This window comes from Saccharopolyspora rosea, from assembly GCF_025643595.1.
GTDB lineage: Bacteria > Actinomycetota > Actinomycetes > Mycobacteriales > Pseudonocardiaceae > Saccharopolyspora > Saccharopolyspora rosea.
Genome location: NZ_CP102826.1, coordinates 5,507,057 through 5,532,434, shown reverse-complemented (window position 1 = coordinate 5,532,434; position 25,378 = coordinate 5,507,057). Strand labels below are relative to the sequence as shown.

Here is a 25,378-nt window from a genome sequence, read left to right as displayed (position 1 = left end):
TTGAGCACCCTCGTGAACGCCGCGAGCCGCGACGCACTGGCAGCCACCGAGCTGCAGCTGCTGCAGGCCACCGACGGGGCCCAGGCCGCGGAGATCACCGGGCTCGCCGACGAGCTGTTCGGCGTGGCCGCCCTGCTGGGGCGCGAGTCCACGCTGCGCCGAGCGCTCGCCGACGCCTCCACCGACCCGCGGTCCAGGGAGGACCTGGCCCGCGGGCTGCTGGCGGACCGGCTCGGTCCGCGGGCGCTGCCGGTGGTCGTGGAGGCGGTGCGGGCCCGCTGGTCCAGCCCCCGGGACCTGGTCAGCGGCCTGGAACGGATGGCCCGCACCGCGCTGCTGGTGCAGGCCGAACGGGCCGGGCGGCTCGACGCCGTCGAGGACGAGCTGTTCCGGCTGGGCCGCATCATCGGGTCGCAGGTGGACCTGGAGCGGCTGCTGTCCGATCCGACCGCGGACGTGGAAGGCAAGTACGCGGTCGTCGACCAGCTCGTCTCCGGCAAGGTCGAGCCGGTGACCCTGAGCCTGGTGCGCCAGCTCGTCGCGCAGCCGCACGGCAGGCGGGTCAGCGAGGGTCTGGAGGAGCTGGCCGAGCTGTCGGCCAGGCGGCGGGAGCGCTCGGTGGCGCACGTCCGCTCGGCCACACCGCTCGGCGAGGAGCAGCAGCAGCGGCTCGCGCGCACCCTGCAGCGGATCTACGCGCGGCCGATCGCCCTGCACCTGGAGATCGATCCCGAGGTGGGCGGCGGACTGCTGATCCGGGTCGGTGACGAGGTCATCGACGGCAGCATCAAGGGTCGGCTGGACTCCCTGCGGCGCGATCTCGCCGACTGAGCGCCGATACCAACTCCCTTCCAAGAACGAACCGAGGGCAGGAACGAGACATGGCGGAGCTGACGATCTCGTCGGACGAGATCCGCAGTGCGATCGAGAAGTACGTCTCCAGCTACTCCCCGGAGGTCAGCCGCGAGGAGGTCGGGGTCGTCACCGATACCGGTGACGGCATCGCCCATGTCGAGGGCCTGCCTTCGGTCATGACCGAGGAGCTGCTGGAGTTCCCGGGCGGCATCTACGGCGTCGCGATGAACCTGGAGAGCCAGGAGATCGGTGCCGTCATCCTGGGCGAATCCGAGAAGATCGAGGAGGGCCAGGAGGTCCGCCGGACCGGCAAGGTGCTGTCCGTGCCGGTCGGCGACGGCTTCCTCGGCCGCGTGGTCAACCCGCTGGGTGAGCCCGTCGACGGCCTCGGTGACATCGTCGCCGAGGACAACCGCGCCATGGAGCTGCAGGCCGCCACGGTCGTGCAGCGCAAGGGCGTGCACGAGCCGCTGCAGACCGGCATCAAGGCCATCGACTCGATGACCCCGATCGGGCGCGGCCAGCGGCAGCTGATCATCGGCGACCGCAAGACCGGCAAGACCACGGTCGCGGTCGACACGATCATCAACCAGAAGAGCAACTGGGAGTCCGGCGACCCCGACAAGCAGGTCCGCTGCATCTACGTCGCGGTCGGCCAGAAGGGCTCCACGATCGCGGGTGTGAAGCGGTCCCTGGAGGAAGCCGGGGCGATGGAGTACACCACCATCGTCGCCGCGCCGGCCTCCGACTCGCCGGGTCTGAAGTGGCTGGCCCCCTACGCTGGTTCGGCGATCGGCCAGCACTGGATGTACCAGGGCAAGCACGTCCTGATCATCTTCGACGACCTGACCAAGCAGGCCGAGGCGTACCGCGCGATCTCCCTGCTGCTGCGTCGTCCGCCGGGGCGCGAGGCGTACCCGGGCGACGTGTTCTACCTGCACTCGCGGCTGCTGGAGCGCTGCGCGAAGCTGTCCGACGAGATGGGCGCCGGGTCGATGACGGGTCTGCCGATCATCGAGACCAAGGCCAACGACGTGTCGGCCTACATCCCGACCAACGTCATCTCCATCACCGACGGCCAGTGCTTCCTGCAGTCCGACCTGTTCAACGCCGGTCAGCGCCCGGCCATCGACGTCGGTATCTCGGTGTCCCGAGTCGGTGGTTCCGCGCAGATCAAGGCGATGAAGTCGGTCACCGGTTCGCTGCGCCTGGACCTGGCCCAGTACCGGGAGCTGGAGGCGTTCTCCGCGTTCGCCTCCGACCTGGACGCCGCCTCGAAGGCGCAGCTGGACCGCGGTGCGCGCCTGATGGAGGTGCTCAAGCAGGGCCAGGGTGAGCCGCTGCCGGTCGAGGAGGAGGTCGTCTCCCTCTTCATCGGCACCAAGGGCCACCTGGACTCCGTTCCGGTCGGTGACGTCCGCCGGTTCGAGTCCGAGTTCCTGGCGCACCTGCGCCGCACCCACGAGACGGTCCTGAAGGACATCGTGGAGACCGGCAAGCTGTCCGAGGACGGCGAGAAGGCGGTCGTGGACGCGGTGGAGGACTACAAGAAGCAGTTCACCACCAGCGAAGGCACCTCCGCGGCGCCGGAGGAGCCCGACGCCGAGGCGCTGGCGGCCGACGAGGTGGGGCAGGAGACCGTCAAGGTCAACCGCCCCGCCCCGAAGAAGTGACCGGATAGGCCATGGCTCAACTTCGGGAACTCCGGAACCGGATCCGGTCGATCAAATCGACCCGGAAGATCACCAAGGCGCAGGAGCTGATCGCTACCTCGCGCATCATGAAGGCGCAGGCCAGGGTCGAGGCGTCGCGGCCGTACGCCGAGGAGATCACCAAGGTCCTGACCGCGCTGGCCGACGTGAGCACGTTGGACCACCCGCTGCTGACCGAGCGCTCGAACCCGAAGCGCGCCGGGGTGCTGGTCGTGACCAGTGACCGGGGTTTCTGCGGTGGCTACAACGCCAACGTGATCAAGGCGGCCGAGGAGCTGCAGGCCCTGCTGCGCGAGCAGGGCAAGGACCCGGTGCTGTACGTCATCGGCCGCAAGGGCGAGACGTACTACCGGTTCCGCAAGCGCAAGATCGAGGCCAGCTGGACCGGGTTCAGCGACCGCCCCGACTACGCCAACGCCGCCGAGGTCGGAGAGACGCTGGTCAAGGCGTTCCTGGCCGGTGCCGACGACTACCTCGACGACGGGGGACCGGACGGTAAGCTGGGCGTGGATGAACTGCACCTGGTGCACACCGAGTTCGTCTCGATGCTCACCCAGAGGCCGACGGTCCGGCGGGTCGCCCCGCTGGAGGTCGAGTACTCCGAGGAGCCGGTGAAGACGCTGCGGTCCGCCTACGAGTTCGAGCCGGACGCGGACCGGCTGTTCGCCGCGCTGCTGCCGAAGTACATCAAGACCAGGCTGTTCGCCGGTCTGCTGGACGCGGCGGCCTCCGAGCACGCGGCGCGGCGCACCGCGATGAAGTCGGCCACGGACAACGCGGACGAGCTGATCCGCACGCTCAGCCGCGAGGCCAACCAGGCGCGCCAGGCCCAGATCACCCAGGAAATCAGCGAGATCGTCGGCGGTGTCGAGGCGCTCTCGTCCGCAGGAAGTGAGTGACATGACTGCTACTGCCACTAGCACTGCTACGGGCACCGGCCGCGTAGTTCGGGTCCTCGGCCCGGTCGTGGACGTCGAGTTCCCGCGGGACCAGGTGCCGGACCTCCACAACGCCCTCACCGTGGACATCACCGCGGAGGGCATGGCCAAGACGCTGACCCTGGAGGTCGCCCAGCACCTGGGCGACGCCGTGGTGCGGACGATCTCGATGCAGCCGACCCAGGGCCTGGTCCGCGGCGTGACCGTCGCCGACACCGGCCGGGGCATCTCCGTCCCGGTCGGCGACATGGTCAAGGGCCACGTGTGGAACGCGCTGGGCCACTGCCTGGACGAGCCGGGTTACGGCTCGGACGTCGACCGCTGGGAGATCCACCGCAAGGCGCCCGCGTTCGACCAGCTTGAGGGCAAGACCGAGATGCTGGAGACCGGCATCAAGGTCATCGACCTGCTCACCCCGTACGTGCAGGGCGGCAAGATCGGCCTGTTCGGCGGTGCCGGTGTCGGCAAGACGGTGCTCATCCAGGAGATGATCCGCCGCGTCGCCAAGAACTTCGGTGGTACGTCGGTGTTCGCCGGCGTCGGTGAGCGCACCCGCGAGGGCAACGACCTGTGGGTGGAGATGGCCGAGTCCGGCGTGCTCGCCGACACCGCGCTGGTGTTCGGCCAGATGGACGAGCCGCCGGGGACCCGCATGCGGGTCGCGCTGTCCGCGCTGACCATGGCGGAGTACTTCCGCGACGTCCAGAACCAGGACGTGCTGCTGTTCATCGACAACATCTTCCGGTTCACCCAGGCCGGCCAGGAGGTCTCGACGCTGCTGGGCCGCATGCCCTCGGCGGTCGGTTACCAGCCGACGCTGGCCGACGAGATGGGTGAGCTGCAGGAGCGGATCACCTCGACCCGGGGCCGGTCGATCACCTCGATGCAGGCGATCTACGTTCCCGCGGACGACTACACCGACCCGGCTCCGGCGACCACGTTCGCCCACCTCGACGCCACCACCGAGCTGTCCCGCGCGATCTCGCAGAAGGGCATCTACCCGGCGGTGGACCCGCTGGCCTCCAGCTCCACCATCCTCGACCCGGCGATCGTCGGCGAGGAGCACTACCGGGTGGCCCAGGAGGTCAAGCGGATCCTGCAGAAGTACAAGGAGCTGCAGGACATCATCGCCATCCTCGGTATGGACGAACTGTCCGAAGAGGACAAGGTGACGGTGTCGCGGGCGCGGCGCATCGAGCGCTACCTGTCGCAGAACTTCTTCGTCGCCAAGCAGTTCACCGGCCAGGAGGGCTCCTTCGTTCCGCTGAAGGAGACCATCGAGGCGTTCGACAAGCTCTGCAAGGGCGAGTTCGACCACTACCCGGAGCAGGCGTTCCTGTCCATCGGTGGTCTCGACGACCTGGAGCAGGCGTACAAGAAGCTCACCTCCCAGTGAGCGGACGGCAGCGGGGTCGGGGTCCGGGTGGGCCCCGGCCCTTTTGCCAGCAGCAACCACCCGCCCGGCCGGGGTCGCACACCGGTTAGACTGCGGGCACACACCCGACAAAGGAGACGCGCGTGGCCAACATGTCCGTCCAACTGGTCGCTGTCGAGCGCCGCCTGTGGTCCGGGGAAGCGACCGCGCTGGTGGCCCAGACCACCGAGGGCGAGATCGGTGTCCTGCCGGGGCACGAGCCGTTGCTCGGCGAGCTGATCGAGGGTGGCGTCGTCAAGATCACCACGCCGGACAAGGAGACGGTGACGGCCGCGGTGCACGGCGGGTTCCTCTCGGTCACCAACGAGGGCGTGAGCGTGCTCGCGGAGTCCGCCGAGCTGGCCGAGGAGATCGACGTGGCGCAGGCGCGCCAGGACGTCAAGAGCGCTGACGAAGAGGCCCGAGCACGGGCTACCAGTCGACTGCGGGCGGCCGGGCAGACGGCCTGAACCGGGTCGCCGCATGGGCTCCCCGGTGGTGTGGTTCGCAGCGTTGCTTGGGCTGGCGCTCGTCGTGGCAGCCCTGGTCGTGGTGGTGTTCGCCTGGCGTCGGCTGCGCGATCTGCGGGTCGGTGGGATCGACGTGGCGCTGCGCGTCGCCAAGGACGCGCGCGGCCGGGGCTGGCACCTGGGTGTGGCGCACTACCGGGGTGAGGAATTCGCCTGGTACCGGGCGCTGAGCCTGCGCTCCGGGCCGAACTGGGTGATCAACCGGCGTGACGTGGAGATCGCCCAGCGCCGCACGCCGTCCCTGGCGGAGAGCTACGCCATGCCGTCCGGGGCCACCGTGCTCGACCTGACCGGCCGCGGCCCGGAACTCGAACTCGCGATGGGTTCCGACGCGCTGACCGGTTTCCTGTCCTGGCTCGAATCCGCCCCGCCGGGGCGGTCGGTGCCGTGGGCGTCCTGATCTGATTCTTCTCCGCGGGGTCCGGTTCGGGCCCCTTTTTTCGTGCCCGAGTTTGATGAAGGGAACCTTCCTGCCACATGTGACAGGAAGGTTCCCTTCATCAACACGTCGACTCCGCGCAGAGGGTGCGCAGCAGCCCCAGGAACACCTCGGTCAGCGGCGCGTGCCGGGTGTCGGTCGGTACCGCGGCGTGGATGTGGCGGGACAGCGGCGGGGTGAGGGGGCGGTGGGTGGTGCCCGGGCGGTTGGTGAGGGCGAGCCGCGGGATGAACGAGACCGCCACCCCGGCCGACACGACCGCCTCGGCGACCGCGTAGGACTCGAACTCGAAGGTGACGTTCGGGGTGAAGCCCTGGGAGTGCGCGGCGGCTTCCAGTTGACGCCGGTTGGGCAGGCTGGTGGGGGCGGCGACCCAGGCGGCGCCGTGGAAGTCGACGAGCCGGACGGAGCTGCGGGTGGCGGCCGGGTGTTCGGCGGGCAGCACGGCGTGGATCGGGTCCTCGGCGAGGTGGACGAGCCGGACGCCGCGCGGGGTGTCGAGCGGTTCCGCGTACTCCCCGACGAGCGCGAGGTCGAGTTCGTGGGCGGCGACGCGGGCGATGCCCTCGTGCGGGCCGAGGTCGACGACCGACAGTTCGGCGCCGGGATGGCGGTGGCGCAGCGCGGCGAGCGCGTCCGGCAGCAGGCCGAGCCCGGCGGTCGGGAAGGCGCCGAGCCGCAGGCGGTTGCGGTGTTCGTCGCGGAAGCGGGCGGCGACCTCTTCGGCGTCGTGCAGGGCCGCGGCGATGCGGTCCGCGCGGTCGGCCAGCTGGGTGCCCAGCGGGGTGAGGTGGACGCCGTGCGCGTGGCGTTCGACGAGCCGGGCGCCTGCCTCGTCTTCCAGGCGGGCGAGCTGCTGGGACACCGCCGGCGGGGTCCGGCCCAGGTGTTCGGCGGTTCGGGTCACGCTGCCGTGGTCGCGGAGGGCGGACAGCACCAGCAGGCGGGTCGGGTCGAGCATGAAACTCCACTTTACGCTTGGCAAGGACAGATAAATGGAGGTGAACGGGTTGTCGGGGTGAGACTGACCGGGTGAGCGAGGAACACTGGAACATCGACCCCGAACCCGTCGACGGCCCGGCGGCGCGCGCCGCGCTCGACTCCTACGTCGCCGAGCTGGACCGCCGGTTCCCGAGCGGGTTCGACGCCGCCCGGGCGGCGCCCCCGGCGAAGGCCGACTTCACACCTCCTGCCGGGATCTTCCTGGTCGTGCGGATGCACGAGCGGGTGCTGGGCTGTGGTGCGCTGCGCACCGAGTCCGGTGGGATCGGCGAGATCCGTCGCATGTGGATCGCGCCGGAGCTGCGCGGCCGGGGAGCTGGGCGGGCGTTGCTGGCGGAGTTGGAGGAGCGCGCCCGGCAGCTGGGTTGCCGTCGGGTCCGGTTGGACACCGCGGCCGAGCTGCACGAGGCGAGGTCGTTGTACGAGTCGTCGGGATACGTCGAGATCCCCGCCTACAACGACAACCAGTACGCCCGGCACTGGTTCGAGAAGGTCCTCGGCGACGCGACGTAGGTCGCGGCCCGGTGGCGGGCAGCGATGAAGGGAACTTTCCTGCCACATGTGGCAGGAAAGTTCCCTTGCTCCAGGGCGAGTGCGGTGTCGGGCGGCCCGCTTAGTGCCTGTCTTTGAACCTGCTCCCGGAACCCACGTGGCAAGCGGCGCCAGCCGCTTTCTCTTTCGGTGCGCGGTCTCGCCACTTGCACCGCCGCTGAGGTTCCGCCACCGGCACCGCCACCCAAAACGAGTTCAAAGACAGGCTCTTAGGCTTCGGGGCGTGCGGATCGAGGTGGTGGAGTACGCGCATCCGGATGCTCGGCTGTTGGTCGCCGGGGTGCAGCAGGAGTACGTGGAGCGCTACGGCGAGCAGGACGCGGCGGTCGTTCAGGCCGGTGACTTCGAGGCGCCGAACGGCGTGTTCCTCGTCGGCTACCTGGAGCGGACGCCGGTGGCGTCCGGGGCGTGGCGCCGGGGTGGGCCGCAGGACGGCGATGCCGAGATGAAGCGGGTGTACGTGGTTCCCGACGCCCGGGGCCGGGGGTTGGCGCGGCGGATGCTCGCCGAGGTGGAGCGCACCGCCGCGTCGGCGGGGCGGACGCGGATGGTGCTGGAGACCGGGCTGCGGCAGCCGGAGGCGATCGGGCTGTACCTGTCGGCCGGGTACCACCCGATCGCCCCGTTCGGCGCGTACCGGGACGACCCGTTGTCCCGGTTCTTCGCCAAGGAGCTCGGGTAGGCGCCTCAGTCCGGCAGTTCGATCGGGGCGATGTCGTCGAACACGTCACCCGGGCCCGGGTTGGTGGGGTCGGTGCCGCCGCCGAAGTGGGTGAGCACGCCCCAGACGGCGTTCAGCGCGGTCTGCACCGCGCCCTCGGCCCAGCCCGCGGTCCAGGAGATGTCGTCCCCGGCGAGGAACAACCCGGTGTGCGCGGGGTCGAGGCGGTCCTGCTTGAAGTGGGTGAACAGGCGCCGCTGGTAGCGGTAGTGGCCCGGGAGGTTGGCCTTGAAGGCGCCGAGGAAGTGCGGCTCGGCCTCCCAGGAGACGGTGACCGGGTCGCCGATGATGTGCGAGCGGATGTCGACGTCCGGGTAGATCTCGCCGAGCGACTTGAGCATGACCTCCATGCGCTCGGCGGCCGGCAGCGGCAGCCACTTCAGCGAGTCGTCGCACCACGTGTAGGACAGGCAGATCGCGGCGGGCTGGTCGGGGCCGTGGTCGAGCAGGTAGGTGCCGCGGGTCATGCGGTCGGTGAGGGTCATGCTCATCCGGTCGCGGCCGGTCACCGGGTCGACGTCGCGCCAGAACGGCCGGTCGACCGGCACGAACAGCTTCGACGACTCCATGTAGTGGGTGCGTTCGATCGCGGTCCAGTGGTCGGTCGGCAGCAGGTCCTCGGCGCAGTCGATCTTGCTGAGCAGCATCCAGCTCTGCGCGGTGAACACCGCGGCCGGGTAGTGCCGCGTCCGACCGGTGGCGTCGGTGACGGCGAACCCGCCGCCGTCGCGGCGCAGCGCGGTGACCCCCGGGAGCGGACCGCCGGGGTGCAGCGAACTGAGGCTGGTGTCGCCGGGCCAGTGCACGAGCTTGTCCGGCACGCGTTCCCACAGCCGCTGCGGGAGCTGCTGGCAGCCGCCGACGATGCTCACGTGGTCGTCGTCGGCGCCGGTGGCGACCACGCGCAGGATCTCCAGGATCGAGTTGGGGAAGTCGGTGTCCCAGCCGCCGGTGCCGAAACCGACCTGGCCGAAGATCTCGCGGTGCCGGAACGAGGCGAACGACGGCGACTCGCACAGGAATCCGTAGAAGGTCTGGTCGTCCATGCGCGGGACGAGGTCGTTCCAGATCTCCTTGATGCGCGCCGTGTCGCGGTCGCGGATCGCGCGCTGCAGCTCGCCGAACCGGGCGCCGTGTTCGAGGGCCTGGTCCCACGCCCGGGACACCTCGGCGAACACCGGCGGCAGGTCGTCGGCGGTGCGCGCGTAGTGGCTGCGGCCCTTGAGGTCGATGACGGTGCTCGGGGTGCACTCGGCCAGCGGGTTCGGGAACGGCGTGGTGCGCAGGCCGACCTCGTCGATGTAGTGGAACAGCGCGGTCGACGCGGGCGGGAACCGCATCGCGCCCATCTCGGCCACCACCTCGTCCGGGCAGCCCGGCAGCGAGTTGGTGCGCAGCCGTCCGCCGAGCTGGTCGGCCTCGTACACGACCGGGCGCAGCCCCGCCTTCATCAGCTCGTAGGCGGTGACGATGCCGGACAGCCCACCGCCGATGACGGCGACCTCGGTGCCGTGCCGGGTCGCCGGGACGGCACCGAGCCCGGCGGGGTGGCGCAGGTACTCGTCGTAGGCGAACGGGAAGTCCGGGCCGAACATGGTGATCGGGGCGTCGGAGCGGTCGGTGCGGGTGGGCAGTGCTGAGGTCACGGTCTCCTCGCTGGGATCGGGGTTTCCGCCGACCGTTCCGCGCGGCGGAACCGGCTGGCGGAGGTCTTTCGCTGGCGGCGCAGCGGCTTTCGCTTCCGGTGCGCGGGCCCGCTCGGTCGTCCTCAGTGGACGCGGCGGCGCGAACCGCTGCGGCGGAACGCCGTTCAGGCGCGCAGTGCTTGGGCGAGTCCGGGGTAGAGCTCGGGGCGGCGGTCGGCGAGCTGGGTGTTGTCCCGGCGGGCGGCGTGCCCGGCGGCGGGGTCGACGTCGCCGACGAGCAGTTCCTCGCCGTCGCCTGCCCGGAGGAGTTCGGTCCCGTCCGGGCCGATGAGGCAGGACCGGCCGCAGTAGTGCAGATCGGCTTCGTCGCCGCAGCGGTTGACGTAGGCGACGTGCAGCTGGTTCTCGTAGGCGCGGGCGGGGACCAGCGTGTCGGCGACGAAGTCGTACGGGCTCATGAGCGCGGTGGGCACCAGCAGCAACTCGGTGCCCGCGAGCGCGTGCGCCCGGGCCATTTCGGGGAATTCGACGTCGTAGCAGATCAGCACGCCGATTCTGACTCCGTCCACAGTGGCCTGGACGACGGGTGTGCCGCCGGGGGTGAACCAGGCGCGGTCCAGGTCGCCGTACAGGTGGGTTTTCCGGTACGTGGCGAGGGTTTCGCCGGTCGACGAGACCAGCGACGCGCTGTTGTGCACGTGCGGGCCGCGCAGTTCGGGGAACCCGTGCAGGATCGCCACGCCCGTCGCGGCGGCGATCCGGCCGACTTCCGCGGCCAGCGGTCCGTCCGCGGGCTCGGCCAGCGCGGGGATCCGCTCGGCGATGTTGTACCCGGTGAGCGACATCTCCGGGCACACCAGCAGCCGCGCGCCGCGCGAGGCGGCTCGGCGAGCGAGGGCGTCGAGCCGCCGGAGGGCGGCGTCGGGGGAGTGCGGTTCGTGCGGACCCTGGTCCAGCGCGACCGTCAGCGGGGTGGTTCGCATCCTTGCTTCCTGGGCGTCTTCGGCGCAACACCTCGACACTAGGAAGCGCGAGGACGCAATACAACCAGGTTATATTGCGTCCTCATCAGCTGTTCGTTGCGTTGCTCAGCTCACTACCGGTGAATCGTTGTCCTCCGTGACCTGGGTCGCGCAACGATGGGCCAGTGCGGAGTGCCGCCGCCCGTAGGCGAAGTAGACGACGAGTCCGACCAGCATCCAGCCGCCGAAGGCGATCCAGGTCGGCGCCGCCAGGCTGGCCATCATCCACCCGCACGAGGCGACCCCGAGGATCGGCGTGACCGGCGCGAACGGGGCCCGGAACGTGCGCGGCAGGTCCGGGCGGGTGCGGCGCAGCACCAGCACGGCGACGTTGACCAGCGCGAACGCGAACAGGGTGCCGATGCTCGTGGCGTCGGCGAGGTCTCCGAGCGGCACCACGGCCGCGAGCACCGCGATGAACCCGGCGACGATGACGGTGTTGGCGCTCGGCACGCCGGTGCGCGGGTTGACGCGGGAGAACAGCTTGGGAACCAGGCCGTCCCGGGACATCGCGAACAGCACCCGCGTCTGTCCGTAGAGGACGGCCAGCACGACGCTCGCGACGGCGACGACCGCGCCGACCGACAGCAGCACCGATCCCGCGTGTCCACCCAGGACCTTGCTCAGCGCCGCCTCGGTGCCCGCGAACCGGGTCCAGTGCATCGCACCGACCGCGGCCAGCGAGACCAGGCAGTACAGCACCGTGACCACGCCCAGGGACAGCATGATCGCGCGCGGCAGGTCCCGCTGCGGGGCGCGGGCCTCGGCGCCCGCGGTCGAGGCGGCGTCGAAACCGATGTAGGAGAAGAACACCTTCGCCCCCGCCGCGCTCACGCCGCCGAGGCCCAGCGGCAGGAACGGGCTGAAGTTGCCGTCGCGGACGGCCGCGAACGCCAGCGCGCAGAACAGCACCAGCGTCACCGTTTTGATCAGCACCATGGCGCTGTTCACCCGGGCGCTCTCCTTCGCCCCGCCGAGCAGCGCGACCATGGCGAGCACGACGACCACCGCGGCGGGCAGGTTCACCACGCCGCCGTCCCCGGGCGGGGCGCTCAGCGCGTCCGGCAGCGCCACCCCGAGGGTCAGCCGCAGCAGTTCGTTGACGTACTGGCCCCAGCCGACGGCGACCGCGGCCACCGACACCCCGTACTCCAGGATCAGGCACCAACCGCAGATCCAGGCGACCAGTTCGCCGAGCGTGGCGTAGGCGTAGGAGTACGACGACCCGGCGACCGGGATCATGCCCGCGAGTTCGGCGTACGACAGGGCCGACAGCAGTGCGGTGATCCCGGCGAACACGAACGCCAGCGCCACCGCCGGTCCGGCGAGCGGGACCGCCTCGCCGAGCACGACGAAGATCCCGGTGCCGAGCGTGGCCCCGACGCTGATCATGGTCAGCTGGCGGAGTCCGAGGGTGCGCCGCAGCGCACCGCCTTCACCGCGGCCGCTGTCGGTGACGATGTCGTCGACCGGTTTGCGGCGCAGCAGTTGTGCGCCGAGACCGGTGGTGCGCGCGGACGCGTGCGAGTCCTCCACGACGAATTTCCTCCACAATGGACTGCTTTGTCCGTCGCGAGGTGGCGCGCCGTGCCGGTTCGGCGGCGCGGCCTTGTGAGCTGCCGCACCTCGCGTGTTGGCGCGCAACGTTATCCGCGTCGCCGTGTCGTGAGAAGAAGGCTTCGTTGTGGAAAATCCGACAGCGCTGTTCGAATCTTGCGTCAGGCGTTGCCGCCGGGCTGCCAGAGCACGTCGCCGTCCGGGTTGGCGACCCGGGCGAGGATGAACAGCAGGTCCGACAGGCGGTTGAGGTACTTGGCGGGCAGCGCGGAGGTGTGTTCGGCGTCCGCTTCGACCAGCGCCCACGCGCTGCGCTCGGCGCGGCGGGCCACGCACCGGGCCTGGTGCAGCAGTGCGCCGCCGGGCGTGCCGCCGGGCAGGATGAACGAGTCCAGCTTGCCCAGCCGCGCGTTGAACTCGTCGCACCAGCCCTCCAGCCGGTCGACGTAGCTCTGGGTGATGCGCAGCGGCGGGTACTTCGGGTTCTCCGCGACCGGGGTGGACAGGTCGGCGCCCACGTCGAACAGGTCGTTCTGCACCGCGCGCAGCACCTCGACCACGTCGTCGTCCAGCCGCGCGGTGGCCAGCGCCACGCCCAGCACCGAGTTCGTCTCGTCCACGTCGGCGTAGGCGACCAGCCGCGGGTCCGTCTTGTGGACCTGCGAATTGTCCGAGAGCCGGGTCACCCCGCCGTCCCCGGCGCGCGTGTAGATCTTGGTGAGATGCACTGCCATGCGGCCAGCCTAGGCGGCGGGCCCGGGGAGCGGTCGCGGACGACGCCGGCGCGGGCGGCCCGGGGCCGCGCGGAACCGGCCGGGGCCGTAACCTCGATGCCCGTGAGTGAACATTTCCGGGTGCACGGCGGCGCACGACTGGTCGGCGAGGTCGACGTGGTCGGGGCGAAGAACAGCGTGTTGAAGTTGATGGCGGCGGCGCTGCTCGCGGAGGGCACGACGACGATCACCAACTGCCCGGAGATCCTCGACGTTCCCCTGATGGGAGACGTGCTGCGCAGCCTCGGCTGCGAGGTGTCGATCGAGGGCGACCGGGCGATCATCACCACGCCCGCGGAGATCAGCCACGAGGCGGTGTCGCCGTCGATGGGCAAGCTGCGCGCGTCGGTGTGCGTGCTCGGCCCGCTGGTCGCCCGCTGCCGCCGCGCCGTGGTGACGCTGCCCGGCGGCGACGCGATCGGTTCCCGGCCGCTGGACATGCACCAGAACGGGCTGCGGCAGCTCGGCGCCACCAGCCACATCGAGCACGGCGCGGTGGTCGCCGAGGCGGAGAACCTGCGGGGCGCGCAGATCTGGCTGGACTTCCCCAGCGTCGGCGCCACCGAGAACATCCTGATGGCGGCGGTGCTGGCCGAGGGCGTCACGGTGATCGACAACGCCGCGCGCGAGCCCGAGATCGTCGACCTGTGCGTGATGTTGCAGCAGATGGGCGCCAAGATCGAGGGCGCGGGCACCTCGACGCTCACGGTGCACGGCGTGCCGTCGCTGCGGGCCGTCGAGCACCGCGTCATCGGGGACCGCATCGTCGGCGCGACCTGGGCGTTCGCCGCCGCGGCGACGCGCGGTGACATCACCGTGCGCGGGGTGGACCCCGGGCACGTGAACCTGGTGCTGGAGAAGCTGCGCACCGCCGGGGCCGAGGTGACCACCCGGGAGGAGAGCTTCCGGGTGCGGATGGACGGCCGCCCGCAGGCGGTGGACTTCGTGACCCTGCCCTTCCCGGGTTTCCCCACCGACCTGCAACCCATGGCGCTGGCGCTGTCCGCCGTCGCCGAGGGCACCTCCATGATCACCGAGAACCTGTTCGAGTCCCGGTTCCGGTTCATCGAGGAACTGGTCCGCATGGGTGCCGACGCGCGCACCGACGGGCACCACGCCGTGGTCCGCGGGCAGGACCGGTTGTCCAGCGCGCCGGTCTGGGCCACCGACATCCGCGCCGGGGTGGGCCTGGTGCTCGCCGGGCTGTGCGCGGACGGGGCGACCGAGGTGTGGGACGTCTTCCACATCGACCGCGGCTACCCGAACTTCGTGGAGAACCTCAAGTCCCTGGGAGCGGAGATCGACCGCGTCACCGGCTGAAGTGCGAACCCCCGCGAACCTGCCGACGATGTGGTGGCAGGCACACCGAGGGGGGATCGCCATGACCGGCATGCGGTGGACGCGCAGGGACTTCCTCCGAGCCAGCGGGGCGACCGGGGTGCTGGTCGCCGCCGGACTGCCCGCCTGCTCCCGCACCGGTGGCGGGGGCGGCGACCCGCTGGCCGACGCCCGGCGCAACGGGTACGTCCAGGCCGGGATCGCTGGTGAGGCGCCCTACGGGTTCACCGACGCCTCCGGTCACGTCACCGGGGAAGCGCCGGAGGTGGCGCGGGCGGTGTTCCGGGGACTGGGGGTCGGCGAGGTCCGGGCCACGCAGGTCGACTTCAACCAGTTGATCCCGGCGCTGAACGCGGCCAAGTTCAGCGTGGTGGCGGCGGGCATGTTCATCACCCCGCAGCGCTGCCGGAACGCGGCCTTCTCGATCCCCGACTACATCGCGCCGACCTCGTTCCTGGTGCCGAAGGGCAATCCGGCCGGTGTGCGGCGGTTCGAGGACGTCACCGCCAAGAAGCTCACCGTGGCGGTGCTCAGCGGCGCGGTGGAGAAGGACTACGCCCAGCGGCTCGGCGTCCCGCCCGCGCAGCTGCAGGTGTTCGACACGCAGGACGCGCTGTTGCAGGCGGTGCTCAACGGCCGCGTCTACTGCGCGGCGCTGACCAACATCTCGCTCAACGACCTGGTGCGCAAGAACCCCGCGGCGCCGGTCGAGGTCACCCCGGGCTTCACCCCGGTCATCGGCGGGAAGCCGGAGGTGCAGGCGGGCGCGTTCGTGTTCCGGCCCGGCGACACGGCGCTGCGGGACGCCTTCAACGGCGGGCTGAAGCAGCTGCACGACAGCGGGGAGTGGCTGCGGATCGTCGCGCCGTTCGGGTTCACGAAGGACAACCTCCCGCCCCCTGAGGTGACCACGGAGAAGCTGTGCTCGGGTAGCTGATGTTCGCGCACTTCCTCGCCGTCCTGGCACAGGGCGTTCCGGCGACCGTTGCCGCGACGCTGGGCGGTGTCGTGTTGTGCGTGGTGCTGTCGTTCGCCGCCGGGTTGGGCATGCTCGCGCCGCAGCGGTGGGTGCGGGTGCTCGCCCGCAGCTACGTCGAGGTGTGGCGGGGGACGTCCGAGGTCGTCCAGCTGTTCTGGATCTTCTTCGCGCTGCCGCTGCTGGTCGGGTTCGAACTGCTGCCGTTGTGGGCCGGGATCCTCGTGCTCGGGCTCAACCACGGCGCCTACGGCGGGGAGATCGTGCGCGGTGCCGTCCTGGCCGTGCCGCGCGAGCAGCACGAGTGCGCGATCGCGTTGAGCTTCACCCGGTTGCAGCGGCTGCGGCGGGTCATCCTGCCGCAGGCCCTGGTGGAGATGATCCCGCCGTTCACCAACCTGTTCATCCAGCTGCTGAAGGCCAGCGCGCTGCTGTCGCTGATCTTCGTGCACGAGATCACCTACCAGGGCCAGGTCGTCCTGGCGCCCTCCTACACCGGGCAGACGGTGTGGATCTACCTGGCCATGCTCGCGCTGTACCTGGTGCTCGCGGCGCTGATCGCGGGTGGTATGCGCGCCCTGGAGCGGCGGGCCGCGGCGGCCGTCGGCCGGGAGCCGGTCGCGGCGGACGCGGCGTTGGGCAGGGGTGGCGGATGATCTGGGACTGGCAGTTCACCGGCCGCATCCTGCCCGACGTGCTGCGCGGCCTGCTGGTGACCTTCGAGGCGACCGTGCTGGGGTCGCTGGTGGCGTTCGTGCTCGGCCTCGCGCTGGCGCTGCTGCGGCGCTCCCGGCTCCGCCCCGTCAGCGGCGCCGCGTGGGCGTTCGTCGAGATCGTCCGGAGCACGCCGCTGCTGGTGCAGCTGTACTTCCTGTTCAACGTCCTGCCCGGGGTGGGGTTGCGGTTCTCGTCGCTGACCACCGGGGTGATCGGGCTCGGCGTGCACTACGCCACCTACACCGCCGAGGTGTACCGGGCGGGCATCGAGGGCGTGCCGCGCGGCCAGTGGGACGCCGCCGCGGCGCTGAGCCTGCCCGCCCACCGGGTGTGGACCGCCGTGATCCTGCCGCAGGCCGTGCCCCGGGTGCTGCCCGCGCTGGGCAACTACGTGATCTCGATGTTCAAGGAGACACCGCTGCTGCTGGCCATCGGCGTGCTCGACCTGGTCGGCGCGGCGCAGGAAGCCGGTTCCGAGGCGTACCGCTACGTCGAACCGCTGACCCTGGCCGGGCTGTTCTTCCTGCTGTTGAGCTACCCGTCGTCGCTGCTCGTGCGGAGGTTGGAACGCCGTGTCCGATGAGATGATCCGGTTCGACCGGGTGAGCAAGCGCTTCGGCGACGTCGTGGTGCTCGACGAGCTCGACTTCGCCGTGCGCGCGGGCGAACGGGTCGCGCTGATCGGCCCGAGCGGTTCCGGCAAGACGACGATCCTGCGGCTGCTGATGGGCCTGGAGCGGGTGGACTCCGGGACCATCCACGTCGGCGGCGACTGCCTGACGCACATGCGTCGCGGCGACCGGCTGGTGGCCGCCGACGACCGGCACCTGCGGCGGGTCCGCCGCCGCATCGGCATGGTGTTCCAGCAGTTCAACCTGTTCCCGAACATGCGCGTGCTGCGCAACGTGACCGAGGCACCGGTGTGCGTGCTCGGCGAACCCCGGCCGGACGCCGAGCGGCGCGGGCGGGAACTGCTGGAGCTGGTCGGGCTCGGCGACAAGCTCGACGCCTACCCGACCCGGCTGTCCGGCGGCCAGCAGCAGCGCGTGGCGATCGCGCGGGCCCTGGCGATGCGGCCCGACGTGCTGCTGCTCGACGAGGTCACTTCGGCGCTGGATCCGGAACTGGCCGCCGAGGTCCTCGACGTGCTGCGCGACCTGGCCCGCACCAGCGACATCACGATGCTGTGCGTGACGCACGCGATGCGGTTCGCCCGCGACGTCTCGCACCGGGTCCTCATGTTCGACCGGGGCCGCGTCGTCGAGGACAAACCGCCGGAGGAGCTGTTCGAGCACCCGGAGCACGAACGCACCCGCGCGTTCCTGCGCTCGGTGCTGGAGGAGACGTGAATCAGCCCGCGGCGCGGCGTTCGTGCAACAGCAGCAGCGCGTAGGCGGCCAGCGACTGGGCGTCGGTGATGTCGCCGTCGCGGACCATGCGCTCGAACTCCTCGCGGCCGAACCAGCCGGTGCGCATGTCCTGCTCCTCGGGTTCGCGGTCGTTCTCGCCCGCGGTGAGACCGGTCGCCAGGAACGCCGTGCCGCGCTGGCTGGACAGGCCCGGGGCGACGTCGAGGGTGCCGAGCTCGGTGAGCCGTGCCGCGCGCAGGCCGGTCTCCTCGCGCAGTTCGCGCGCGGCGAGTTCGGCGGCGGGCAGTTCGGCCCGGTCGGGGGCGGTGCCCTGCGGGAACTCCCACCGGCGCAGGCCCAGCGGGTAGCGGTACTGCTCCACCAGCTGGAGCCGGTCCCCGTCCAGCGGGATGACCAGCGCGTAGTGCGGCTTGTCGACCACGCCGTAGACGCCCGGGGAGCCGTCCGGGCGGCGGATCGCGTCCTCGCGCACCGACATCCAGGGATTCGCGTACACCTCGCGACTGCTCGTGGTCCGCATGCGGCCATCCTGCCCGACCGCCGTTGCGGCGGTGGCCGCCCGCCGGTGTGATGGGAGCGGGACGCGGCGGACGAGGGGAGGGCCCGATGGGCGAGAACTGGTGGCGCACCGCGGTCGTCTACCAGGTCTACCCGCGCAGCTTCGCCGACGGCGACGGCGACGGCGTCGGCGACCTGCCCGGCGTGACGTCCGCGATGGACCACCTGGCCCGGCTGGGGGTGGACGCGGTGTGGCTCACCCCGTACTACCCGTCGGCCGGCGCCGACGGCGGCTACGACGTGACCGACCACCGGGACGTCGACCCCGAGCTGGGCACCCTGGAGGACTTCGACCGGCTGGTGGCCGCCGCGCACCGGCGCGGCCTGCGGGTGCTCGTCGACGTCGTCCCCAACCACACCTCCGACCAGCACAAGTGGTTCCAGCAGGCGCTGGCCGCCGGGCCCGGGTCGCCGGAGCGGGACCGCTACGTGTTCCGCGACGGCCGGGGAGCGGCCGGTGAGCTGCCGCCCAGCGGGTGGGAGTCCCGGTTCGGCGGTCCGGCGTGGACGCGGGTGCCCGACGGGCAGTGGTACCTGCACCTGTTCGCCCCCGAGCAGCCCGACCTGAACTGGGACAACCCGCAGGTGCGCGCGGAATTCCTGGACATCCTGCGGTTCTGGGGCCGGCGCGGGGTGGACGGCTTCCGCGTCGACGTGGCGGCGGCCCTGGTCAAGGACCTGCGCGAGCCGTTGCGGCCGGTGGTCGGCGGCGAGGGCAGCAGCGGGCTGGACGACCTGGCCGCCAACCCCGACCACCCGTTCCTGGACCGCCCGGAGGTGCACGAGGTCTACCGGGAGTGGAACCGGGTGTTCCACGAGTTCGACCCGCCGCTGATCGGGGTGGCCGAGGCGTGGGTGCCGGGCGAGCGGCGGGTCCGCTACATCCGGCCGGACGAGTTGCAGCAGGCGTTCAACTTCGAGTTCCTGCGGGTCCGCTGGCACGCCGCGGAGTACCGGCGGGTGATCACCGAGTCGATCTCGTCGGCCGCCTCGGTGGGCACCGCGGCCACCTGGGTGCTGTCCAACCACGACGTGGTGCGCCCGGTGTCCTCGCTCGGTCTGCCCGCCGAGGTCGACCCGCGGGTGTGGCTGCGGTCCGACGGCACCGACCCGCCCGCGGACCTGCGGCTGGGCACCCGGCGGGCGCGGGCCGCGGTCCTGCTCGAACTCGCCCTGCCGGGCTCGGCGTACCTGTACCAGGGGGAGGAGCTGGGGCTGCCGGAGGTGCCCGACCTGGACCACCGCGTGCTGCGGGATCCGAAGTGGACGCGTTCGCACGGCAAGGAGAAGGGCCGCGACGGGTGCCGGGTGCCGATGCCGTGGACGCCCACCGGCCCGTCCTGCGGGTTCAGCACCCGGACCGGCTGGCTGCCGCAACCGCCCGGCTGGGGCCGCTACTCGGTGCGCACCCAGGAGGGCGACCCGACGTCGGTGCTGGAGCTGTACCGCACCGCGCTGCGGCTGCGGCGCGGTTTCGCCGCCGACGAGGCGTTCGCCTGGGACGAGCGCCACGACCGCGGTGACGTCCTCGCGTTCCGGCGGGCCCGCGACGTGCTGGTGCTGGTCAACACCGGTCCGCAACCGGTGGCGCTGCCGGACGGCGAGGTGCTGGTGTCCAGCGTGCCGCTCGACGGTGCGCTGCCCGGCGACGCCGCGGTGTGGCTGCGCGTCACCCGCGGTTGAGCTGCGACCGGCGCCGTCCGTAGCCGAAGTAGACGACCAGCCCGACCGCGGTCCAGATCCCGAACGTCGCCCAGGTGACCGCGTTCAGCCCGGCGATGAGGTAGACGCACAGCCCCAGGCCCGCGATCGGCACGATCGGCATGAGCGGGGTGCGGAAGCTGCGCGGCAGTTCCGGTCGGGTCCGCCGCAGCACCATCACCCCGATGTTGACCAGCCCGAACGCCACCAGGGTGCCGATGCTGGTGGCCTCGGCGAGCTGGTTGAGCGGCACGACCGCGGCGAGCACGGCGACCACCACGCCCACCAGCAGGGTGTTGCGGGCCGGCACCCGGCGGCGGTTGACCTTCGACAGCACGCCCGGCATCAGGCCGTCCCGGGACATCGACACCAGGATCCGCGTCTGCCCGTACAGCACGGTCAGCACCACCGAGGCGATGGCCACGACCGCGCCGAACGCCAGCACCACCGACGACCACGTCTGCCCGGTGACCAGCCGCAACGCGGTCGCCAGGGAGGCGTCGGAATGGCCCAGCACGTCGACGCCGACGGCGCCGACGGCGGCGAAGGCCACCAGCACGTACACGGCGGTGACGATCGCCAGCGACAGGATGATCGCCCGCGGCAGGTCCCGTGCCGGGTTGCGCGCCTCCTCACCCGCGGTGGAGGCGGCGTCGAACCCGATGAACGAGAAGAACACCGCCGAGGCGCCCACCGAGATGCCGGCCAGGCCGCTGGGCGCGAACGGCGTCAGGTTGCCCGAGTGGAACCCGGTGAAGGCCACCGCCACGAAGAACACCAGCACCGCGATCTTCAGCAGCGTGGTGATGGTGGTCGCCCGCGCGCTCTCCCGCACGCCCAGCAGCAGCACACCGGTGGCCAGCAGCACGATCAGCGCGGCCGGGATGTTCACCAGACCGCCCTCGCCCGGCGGCGCGGCGAACACGTCCGGGATCCGCGCGCCCACCGTGCCCTGCAGGAACTCGTTGAGGTAGCCGCCCCAGCCGACCGCGACCGCGGCCACCGACACCCCGTACTCCAGCAGCAGGCACCACCCGCAGATCCACGCGACCAGCTCGCCCAGCGTCGCGTAGGCGTACGAGTAGGCCGACCCCGACACCGGGACGCTGCCCGCCAGCTCGGCGTAGGACAGCGCCGAGCACAGCGCGGCGACCCCGGCGAGCACGAACGACACCACGACGGCCGGGCCCGCGGCCGGGGCCGCCTCGGCGAGGACCACGAAGATCCCGGTGCCCAGCGTCGCGCCGACCGACAACGCCACCAGCGGCACCAGGCCGAGAGTGCGGCGCAGCTCGGTGTGCGAGCCCTCCGCGCTCAACTGCTCGGCGGGTTTGACTCGGAACAGGGTTCGGGCGAACGACACGGTGGGTAACGGTATCTCCCCCGAGTGGCCTAACGCGTTCCCGCCTGCCGGAACCCCACCCCCAGCGGGCCGGGAGATCGACGTCCGTACCCTGTGGCGGGTGCGACTCGTCATTGCCCGCTGCCAGGTGGACTACGTCGGCCGCCTGACCGCGCACCTGCCCATGGCGCAGCGCCTGCTGCTGGTCAAGGCCGACGGATCGGTGTCGGTGCACTCCGACGACCGGGCCTACAAGCCGCTGAACTGGATGAGTCCGCCGTGCTGGTTGATCGAGGACCCCGGCGTGTGGACGGTCCAGAACAAGGCGGGCGAGAAGCTCGTCATCACCCTCGACGAGATCCTGCACGACTCCAAGCACGAGCTCGGCGCCGAGCCCGGCCTGGTCAAGGACGGGGTCGAGGCGCACCTGCAGGAACTGCTCGCCGAGCACGTCACCACCCTCGGCGACGGGTGGTCGCTGGTGCGGCGCGAGTACCCGACCGCGATCGGTCCGGTCGACCTGCTGTGCCGGGACGCCGAGGGCGCCAGCGTCGCGGTGGAGATCAAGCGCCGCGGCGAGATCGACGGCGTCGAGCAGCTGACCCGCTACCTGGAACTGCTCAACCGCGACCCGCTGCTGTCGCCGGTGACGGGTGTGTTCGCCGCCCAGCAGATCCGGCCGCAGGCCCGCACCCTGGCCGAGGACCGCGGCATCCGCTGCGTCGTCCTCGACTACGACAAGCTGCGCGGCATCGAACCGGACGAGTACCGGTTGTTCTAACCGTTCTCCTGCGGCGGGCAGAACCGGCAGTGCGCGCGGAGTCGCGCGGTGCGCATCGCCGCCAGGAATTCGACGGCCTGGTGCGCTAGCCCGTTCGGTCTTGCCGAATTGGGCCGGGCGGTCTCCTCGTCGGGTCCGGCCGTGAGACCGCTGCTGATCGCCAGGTCGATTCGGGCGTTCACAGTCCCTCCCCAGTCACCGTGCGCGCTCTCCCGATCACGCTACCGGCACGTTTTCGCTTGCGGGGAGCCGGTTTCGCGCATCTCACCCGGATGTCCGCGGGCCGTTCGCCGACATCCGGCGGACCGGCCGCGGACGTCGTCGCCGGGCGGCGCGCCCCTGATCGATCTAGTGTCGGGAATCAACGAATTGGTATCGGTTCAGCGTGTGTGGACTTGTTGTGCGGTACTGTCCGTCTGCCGCCGCTCCAGTGGTGATTATCGTTTGAAATTGTTGAGTCTGGAGGTGGGGTAGCGTGCACGTGCTAGCCCAGAAACAGCTACTCGACGCCAATGCCGTCGACTACGCGCTGCTGGCGCTCTACTTCGCTTTCGTGCTGGGCATCGGCCTGCTGGCACGCCGGGCGGTCTCCACCAGTCTGGACTTCTTCCTCTCCGGCCGGGCGCTGCCCGCGTGGGTCACCGGGCTGGCGTTCATCGCCGCGAACCTCGGCGCCATCGAGATCATCGGGATGTCCGCCAACGGCGCCGAGTACGGCATGCCGACGATGCACTACTTCTGGGTCGGCGCGGTCCCGGCGATGCTGTTCCTCGGCGTCGTGATGATGCCCTTCTACTACGGGTCCAAGGTGCGCAGCGTCCCGGAGTTCATGTTCCGCCGCTTCGGTCGCGCCGCCCACCTGGTCAACGGCATCAGCTTCGCGCTGGCCCAGATCCTCATCGCGGGCATCAACCTGTACCTGCTGGCCAGCATCGTCAACGCGCTGCTCGGCTGGCCGCTGTGGCTGTCGATCATCGTCGCCGCGCTGATCGTGCTCAGCTACATCACCCTCGGCGGGCTGTCCGCGGCGATCTACAACGAGGTCCTCCAGTTCTTCGTCATCGTCGCCGCGCTGCTGCCGCTGACGGTCATCGGCCTGGTCAAGGTCGGTGGCGTGTCCGGTCTCGTGGAGAAGGTGACCGCGAGCAAGGGCGGCGCCGAGCAGCTGTCCGCGTGGCCCGCCACCGAACTCACCGGATTCCAGAACCCGGTGCTCAGCGTGCTGGGCGTGGTGTTCGGCCTCGGCTTCGTGCTGGCCTTCGGCTACTGGACGACGAACTTCGTCGAGGTGCAGCGGGCGATGGCCTCCAAGAGCATGTCCGCCGCGCAGCGCACCCCGATCATCGGCGCCTTCCCCAAGCTGCTGATCCCGTTCATCGTGATCATCCCGGGCATGATCGCCGCCGTCGCGGTCCCGGAGCTGGCCGCCTACAAGCAGACCGGGCAGGGCAACGTCGACTACAACGACGCGATCCTGCTGCTCATGCGCGACCTGCTGCCCAACGGCATCCTCGGCATCGCGCTGGCCGGTCTGCTCGCGTCGTTCATGGCCGGGATGGCCGCGAACCTGTCGTCGTTCAACACCGTGTTCACCTACGACATCTGGCAGTCGTACGTGGTGCGCGACCGCGACGACCGGTACTACCTGCGGTTCGGGCGCGGGGTGACGATCGGCGCCACCGTGCTGGCGGTCGGCACCGCGTTCATCGCCTCCGGCTACTCGAACCTGATGGACTACCTGCAGCAGCTGTTCTCGTTCTTCAACGCGCCGCTGTTCGCCACGTTCATCCTGGGCATGTTCTGGAAGCGGATGACCCCGCACGCGGGCTGGTCCGGTCTGGTGCTCGGCACCGCATCGGCGGTGACGGTGTTCGCGCTGGCCAAGACCGAGGTGCTGCACCTGCCCGGGCAGGGGGCGAGCTTCGTCGGCGCCGGTGCCGCGTTCGTGGTCGACGTGGTGGTCAGCGTGCTGGTCAGCCTGGCGACGCGGCCCAAACCCGACTCCGAACTGGTCGGCCTGGTGTACTCGCTGACCCCGCGGTCGTCGTTGAAGGCGGCGACCACCGGCGAGGACGCCGGCTGGTACCGGCGCCCGGGCCTGCTGGCCGGGATCGCGCTGGTGATCACCATCGTGTTGAACATCGTGTTCGGCTGAGGCGAGGAGGCGTCCTTCCCATGGCAGACAGTGGCCCGGCGCGCCGCACCGCGGGCGCCTTCGACATCCGGACGATCATCGCCCTGCTGTTCGTCATCTACGGCGCGGTGCTGACGGTCGTGGGCGTGCTGCAACCGGCCGCCGAGGTGGCCAAGGCCGCCGGGGTGAACATCAACCTGTGGGCGGGCATCGGCATGCTCGTGTTCTCCGGGCTGTTCGCCCTGTGGGTGCGGCTGCGCCCGATCGTCGTGCCGGAGTCCGGAACGGAGTCGTGACCGGTTCGGCCTCGCGCCTGCGACGCGGTCGTTAGTGTGATCGCGTGCCCCGACACGTCACCCTGATCGCCGCGTTGCTCGCCGTGCTGGCGGTGGCCGGATGCTCGACCTCGGGACGGACGGACTCGCAGCGCCGCACCGTGCCGGTGCGGCACTACGACCTCGACCACCCGGTGCTGTTCGACCCGGCCTTCGACCCGGCCACACTGCGCGCCGTCGACCCGTGCGCCACGCTGCGCGCCGCCGGCCTCGACCGGTACGGAAAGCCGGCGCGGGACACCACGGGAGCGCTCGGGGCGTGCTCGAACTTCATGAAGGACCGCAACGGCAAGGACTTCAACCTCACCCTGTCCTTCGAGGGCGACCTCTCCGACGGCAGCAAGCACCTCGTCGGCGGGCTGCCCACCGACATCGCCCCCAGCGAGGGCGGGTGCTTCGTGCGCAGCGCCTACCGCGGCGGTGCCGGGCCGCCCTTCGGCACGCCCAAGGGGATGGTGGTGCAGCTCAGCACCGAGACCGCCGACCCGTGCTCGCCGGCGGTCGAGATCATGTCGGACGTCGTCCGCGTGCTGCGCTCCAATCCGCCGATCGGCGGCCGGGCTTCGGGAAGCCTCGGCGCGTTCGACCCGTGCGCCATGATCGACCCGGCCGCCGCCCGGGACGCCGCGGCGGGCGCGTCCTCCCGGGGCGAGCCGGACGGCATCTACGCCTGCGACTGGCAACCGGACAACGGCGTCGAGCTGCACGTCGAGTTCACCACCGGAGCGCCGGAACCGGGTTCGCTGCCGCCCGCGGACATCGGCGGCGCGCAGGCGTCGGTGACGCCGAGCGCGGACATGCCGTCGTGCCGGGTCGAGTGGGAACACCGCAGGAACGCCAACTCGGTCGGCGACAGCGAGCTCGTGCGGGTCTCGGTGACCAACTCGAACAAGCTCCCGCTCGACCCGTGCGCGAACGCGGTCAACCTCGCCAGGACCGTCCGCCCCAAACTTCCGACCGCATGA

The 25,378-nt window shown here is 71.0% G+C and carries 26 protein-coding genes; 18 read left to right on the top strand and 8 right to left on the bottom strand.

What is annotated here, in order from left to right:
• The 6 genes from NV263_RS25645 to NV263_RS25620 all read left to right on the top strand — a co-directional run bounded on the left by NV263_RS25645 (nucleotide 1) and on the right by NV263_RS25620 (nucleotide 5,849).
• Nucleotides 1-831, top strand: a complete 831-nt coding sequence (locus NV263_RS25645; RefSeq protein WP_263249187.1) for a F0F1 ATP synthase subunit delta — start codon at nucleotides 1-3, stop codon at nucleotides 829-831.
• 50 nt (nucleotides 832-881) lie between these two features.
• Nucleotides 882-2,528 (top strand): F0F1 ATP synthase subunit alpha, encoded by a 1,647-nt coding sequence (gene atpA / locus NV263_RS25640; protein ID WP_263249186.1) that lies wholly within the window; start codon nucleotides 882-884, stop codon nucleotides 2,526-2,528.
• 11 nt (nucleotides 2,529-2,539) lie between these two features.
• A complete protein-coding gene (locus NV263_RS25635) occupies nucleotides 2,540-3,466 on the top strand; it encodes a F0F1 ATP synthase subunit gamma (protein WP_263249185.1) in 927 nt (308 codons plus the stop codon).
• Between the two features lies 1 nt (nucleotide 3,467).
• Nucleotides 3,468-4,901 (top strand): F0F1 ATP synthase subunit beta, encoded by a 1,434-nt coding sequence (atpD, locus tag NV263_RS25630; RefSeq protein ID WP_263249184.1) that lies wholly within the window; start codon nucleotides 3,468-3,470, stop codon nucleotides 4,899-4,901.
• Nucleotides 4,902-5,023: 122 nt separating this feature from the next.
• Entirely contained in the window at nucleotides 5,024-5,389 is a 366-nt protein-coding gene (locus tag NV263_RS25625; RefSeq protein WP_263249183.1) for a F0F1 ATP synthase subunit epsilon, read from the top strand.
• Between the two features lie 13 nt (nucleotides 5,390-5,402).
• A complete protein-coding gene (locus NV263_RS25620) occupies nucleotides 5,403-5,849 on the top strand; it encodes a DUF2550 domain-containing protein (RefSeq protein WP_263249182.1) in 447 nt (148 codons plus the stop codon).
• Between the two features lie 100 nt (nucleotides 5,850-5,949).
• Here the strand turns inward: NV263_RS25620 and NV263_RS25615 are convergent, their stop codons facing one another.
• On the bottom strand, nucleotides 5,950-6,849 hold the full coding sequence (locus NV263_RS25615; protein ID WP_263249181.1) for a LysR family transcriptional regulator: 900 nt from the start codon (nucleotides 6,847-6,849) through the stop codon (nucleotides 5,950-5,952).
• A 71-nt stretch (nucleotides 6,850-6,920) separates the two neighbouring features.
• Here NV263_RS25615 and NV263_RS25610 point away from each other — a divergent pair, with 71 nt between their 5' ends.
• A complete protein-coding gene (locus NV263_RS25610; RefSeq protein WP_263249180.1) occupies nucleotides 6,921-7,403 on the top strand; it encodes a GNAT family N-acetyltransferase in 483 nt (160 codons plus the stop codon).
• Between the two features lie 262 nt (nucleotides 7,404-7,665).
• The gene (locus tag NV263_RS25605) at nucleotides 7,666-8,124 is read left to right on the top strand and encodes a GNAT family N-acetyltransferase (protein ID WP_263249179.1); all 459 of its coding nucleotides are present in this window, start codon (nucleotides 7,666-7,668) and stop codon (nucleotides 8,122-8,124) included.
• Between the two features lie 5 nt (nucleotides 8,125-8,129).
• Here NV263_RS25605 and NV263_RS25600 read toward each other — a convergent pair whose 3' ends face one another.
• From NV263_RS25600 to NV263_RS25585, 4 genes are all read right to left on the bottom strand, one after another.
• Nucleotides 8,130-9,809 carry a flavin monoamine oxidase family protein gene (locus tag NV263_RS25600; protein WP_263249178.1) on the bottom strand — a complete coding sequence of 560 codons (1,680 nt, stop codon included), beginning with the start codon at nucleotides 9,807-9,809 and terminating at the stop codon, nucleotides 8,130-8,132.
• Between the two features lie 164 nt (nucleotides 9,810-9,973).
• The gene (locus NV263_RS25595) at nucleotides 9,974-10,777 is read right to left on the bottom strand and encodes a carbon-nitrogen hydrolase family protein (RefSeq protein ID WP_380758251.1); all 804 of its coding nucleotides are present in this window, start codon (nucleotides 10,775-10,777) and stop codon (nucleotides 9,974-9,976) included.
• A gap of 120 nt (nucleotides 10,778-10,897) precedes the next feature.
• Nucleotides 10,898-12,367, bottom strand: coding sequence for an amino acid permease (locus NV263_RS25590; protein WP_263249176.1), 1,470 nt, complete (start codon nucleotides 12,365-12,367; stop codon nucleotides 10,898-10,900).
• 182 nt (nucleotides 12,368-12,549) lie between these two features.
• Nucleotides 12,550-13,122, bottom strand: a complete 573-nt coding sequence (locus NV263_RS25585) for a cob(I)yrinic acid a,c-diamide adenosyltransferase (RefSeq protein ID WP_263249175.1) — start codon at nucleotides 13,120-13,122, stop codon at nucleotides 12,550-12,552.
• Nucleotides 13,123-13,224: 102 nt separating this feature from the next.
• Here NV263_RS25585 and murA point away from each other — a divergent pair, with 102 nt between their 5' ends.
• The 5 genes from murA to ehuA all read left to right on the top strand — a co-directional run bounded on the left by murA (nucleotide 13,225) and on the right by ehuA (nucleotide 17,541).
• Nucleotides 13,225-14,481: a UDP-N-acetylglucosamine 1-carboxyvinyltransferase gene (gene murA, locus NV263_RS25580; protein ID WP_263249174.1), complete on the top strand. Its 1,257-nt coding sequence runs from the start codon at nucleotides 13,225-13,227 to the stop codon at nucleotides 14,479-14,481.
• A gap of 61 nt (nucleotides 14,482-14,542) precedes the next feature.
• The gene (gene ehuB, locus NV263_RS25575; RefSeq protein ID WP_263249173.1) at nucleotides 14,543-15,436 is read left to right on the top strand and encodes an ectoine/hydroxyectoine ABC transporter substrate-binding protein EhuB; all 894 of its coding nucleotides are present in this window, start codon (nucleotides 14,543-14,545) and stop codon (nucleotides 15,434-15,436) included.
• On the top strand, nucleotides 15,436-16,131 hold the full coding sequence (gene ehuC / locus NV263_RS25570) for an ectoine/hydroxyectoine ABC transporter permease subunit EhuC (protein WP_263249172.1): 696 nt from the start codon (nucleotides 15,436-15,438) through the stop codon (nucleotides 16,129-16,131). Before ehuB ends, ehuC begins: the two co-directional genes overlap by 1 nt.
• Complete coding sequence (ehuD, locus tag NV263_RS25565) at nucleotides 16,128-16,775, top strand: ectoine/hydroxyectoine ABC transporter permease subunit EhuD (RefSeq protein WP_263249171.1); 648 nt, start codon at nucleotides 16,128-16,130, stop codon at nucleotides 16,773-16,775. The genes ehuC and ehuD overlap by 4 nt, the downstream gene beginning before the upstream one ends.
• Before the next feature lies 1 nt (nucleotide 16,776).
• Nucleotides 16,777-17,541, top strand: coding sequence for an ectoine/hydroxyectoine ABC transporter ATP-binding protein EhuA (ehuA, locus tag NV263_RS25560; RefSeq protein ID WP_263254366.1), 765 nt, complete (start codon nucleotides 16,777-16,779; stop codon nucleotides 17,539-17,541).
• Between the two features lies 1 nt (nucleotide 17,542).
• Here the strand turns inward: ehuA and NV263_RS25555 are convergent, their stop codons facing one another.
• Nucleotides 17,543-18,082: an NUDIX domain-containing protein gene (locus NV263_RS25555; RefSeq protein ID WP_263249170.1), complete on the bottom strand. Its 540-nt coding sequence runs from the start codon at nucleotides 18,080-18,082 to the stop codon at nucleotides 17,543-17,545.
• 86 nt (nucleotides 18,083-18,168) lie between these two features.
• Here NV263_RS25555 and NV263_RS25550 point away from each other — a divergent pair, with 86 nt between their 5' ends.
• Nucleotides 18,169-19,803: a glycoside hydrolase family 13 protein gene (locus tag NV263_RS25550; protein ID WP_263249169.1), complete on the top strand. Its 1,635-nt coding sequence runs from the start codon at nucleotides 18,169-18,171 to the stop codon at nucleotides 19,801-19,803.
• Here NV263_RS25550 and NV263_RS25545 read toward each other — a convergent pair.
• Nucleotides 19,790-21,184, bottom strand: coding sequence for an amino acid permease (locus tag NV263_RS25545; RefSeq protein WP_263249168.1), 1,395 nt, complete (start codon nucleotides 21,182-21,184; stop codon nucleotides 19,790-19,792). The two genes, NV263_RS25550 and NV263_RS25545, sit on opposite strands and share 14 nt — an antisense overlap.
• Before the next feature lie 100 nt (nucleotides 21,185-21,284).
• Here NV263_RS25545 and nucS point away from each other — a divergent pair, with 100 nt between their 5' ends.
• Nucleotides 21,285-21,944: an endonuclease NucS gene (gene nucS / locus NV263_RS25540; protein ID WP_263249167.1), complete on the top strand. Its 660-nt coding sequence runs from the start codon at nucleotides 21,285-21,287 to the stop codon at nucleotides 21,942-21,944.
• On the opposite strand, the gene NV263_RS25535 is transcribed toward nucS, so the two are convergent.
• On the bottom strand, nucleotides 21,941-22,126 hold the full coding sequence (locus NV263_RS25535; protein ID WP_263249166.1) for a hypothetical protein: 186 nt from the start codon (nucleotides 22,124-22,126) through the stop codon (nucleotides 21,941-21,943). The two genes, nucS and NV263_RS25535, sit on opposite strands and share 4 nt — an antisense overlap.
• Before the next feature lie 293 nt (nucleotides 22,127-22,419).
• Here NV263_RS25535 and NV263_RS25530 point away from each other — a divergent pair, with 293 nt between their 5' ends.
• Genes NV263_RS25530 through NV263_RS25520 form a run of 3 tightly spaced genes read left to right on the top strand, consistent with a single transcriptional unit; the run spans nucleotide 22,420 to nucleotide 25,378 of the window.
• On the top strand, nucleotides 22,420-24,099 hold the full coding sequence (locus NV263_RS25530) for a sodium:solute symporter family protein (protein WP_263249165.1): 1,680 nt from the start codon (nucleotides 22,420-22,422) through the stop codon (nucleotides 24,097-24,099).
• 20 nt (nucleotides 24,100-24,119) lie between these two features.
• Complete coding sequence (locus tag NV263_RS25525) at nucleotides 24,120-24,374, top strand: hypothetical protein (RefSeq protein ID WP_263249164.1); 255 nt, start codon at nucleotides 24,120-24,122, stop codon at nucleotides 24,372-24,374.
• Nucleotides 24,375-24,418: 44 nt separating this feature from the next.
• Nucleotides 24,419-25,378 carry a DUF3558 domain-containing protein gene (locus tag NV263_RS25520; protein WP_263249163.1) on the top strand — a complete coding sequence of 320 codons (960 nt, stop codon included), beginning with the start codon at nucleotides 24,419-24,421 and terminating at the stop codon, nucleotides 25,376-25,378.

Excerpts from the sequence above, each read along its gene's own strand:
- atpA (WP_263249186.1), top strand. The coding sequence starts at position 882 with ATGGCGGAGCTGACGATCTCGTCGGACGAGATCCGCAGTGCGATCGAG.
- NV263_RS25635 (WP_263249185.1), top strand. The coding sequence starts at position 2,540 with ATGGCTCAACTTCGGGAACTCCGGAACCGGATCCGGTCGATCAAATCG.
- atpD (WP_263249184.1), top strand. The coding sequence starts at position 3,468 with ATGACTGCTACTGCCACTAGCACTGCTACGGGCACCGGCCGCGTAGTT.
- NV263_RS25620 (WP_263249182.1), top strand. The coding sequence starts at position 5,403 with ATGGGCTCCCCGGTGGTGTGGTTCGCAGCGTTGCTTGGGCTGGCGCTC.
- NV263_RS25615 (WP_263249181.1), bottom strand. The coding sequence starts at position 6,849 with ATGCTCGACCCGACCCGCCTGCTGGTGCTGTCCGCCCTCCGCGACCAC.
- NV263_RS25585 (WP_263249175.1), bottom strand. The coding sequence starts at position 13,122 with ATGGCAGTGCATCTCACCAAGATCTACACGCGCGCCGGGGACGGCGGG.
- ehuB (WP_263249173.1), top strand. The coding sequence starts at position 14,543 with ATGACCGGCATGCGGTGGACGCGCAGGGACTTCCTCCGAGCCAGCGGG.
- ehuC (WP_263249172.1), top strand. The coding sequence starts at position 15,436 with ATGTTCGCGCACTTCCTCGCCGTCCTGGCACAGGGCGTTCCGGCGACC.
- ehuD (WP_263249171.1), top strand. The coding sequence starts at position 16,128 with ATGATCTGGGACTGGCAGTTCACCGGCCGCATCCTGCCCGACGTGCTG.
- ehuA (WP_263254366.1), top strand. The coding sequence starts at position 16,777 with ATGATCCGGTTCGACCGGGTGAGCAAGCGCTTCGGCGACGTCGTGGTG.
- NV263_RS25555 (WP_263249170.1), bottom strand. The coding sequence starts at position 18,082 with ATGCGGACCACGAGCAGTCGCGAGGTGTACGCGAATCCCTGGATGTCG.
- NV263_RS25550 (WP_263249169.1), top strand. The coding sequence starts at position 18,169 with ATGGGCGAGAACTGGTGGCGCACCGCGGTCGTCTACCAGGTCTACCCG.
- NV263_RS25525 (WP_263249164.1), top strand. The coding sequence starts at position 24,120 with ATGGCAGACAGTGGCCCGGCGCGCCGCACCGCGGGCGCCTTCGACATC.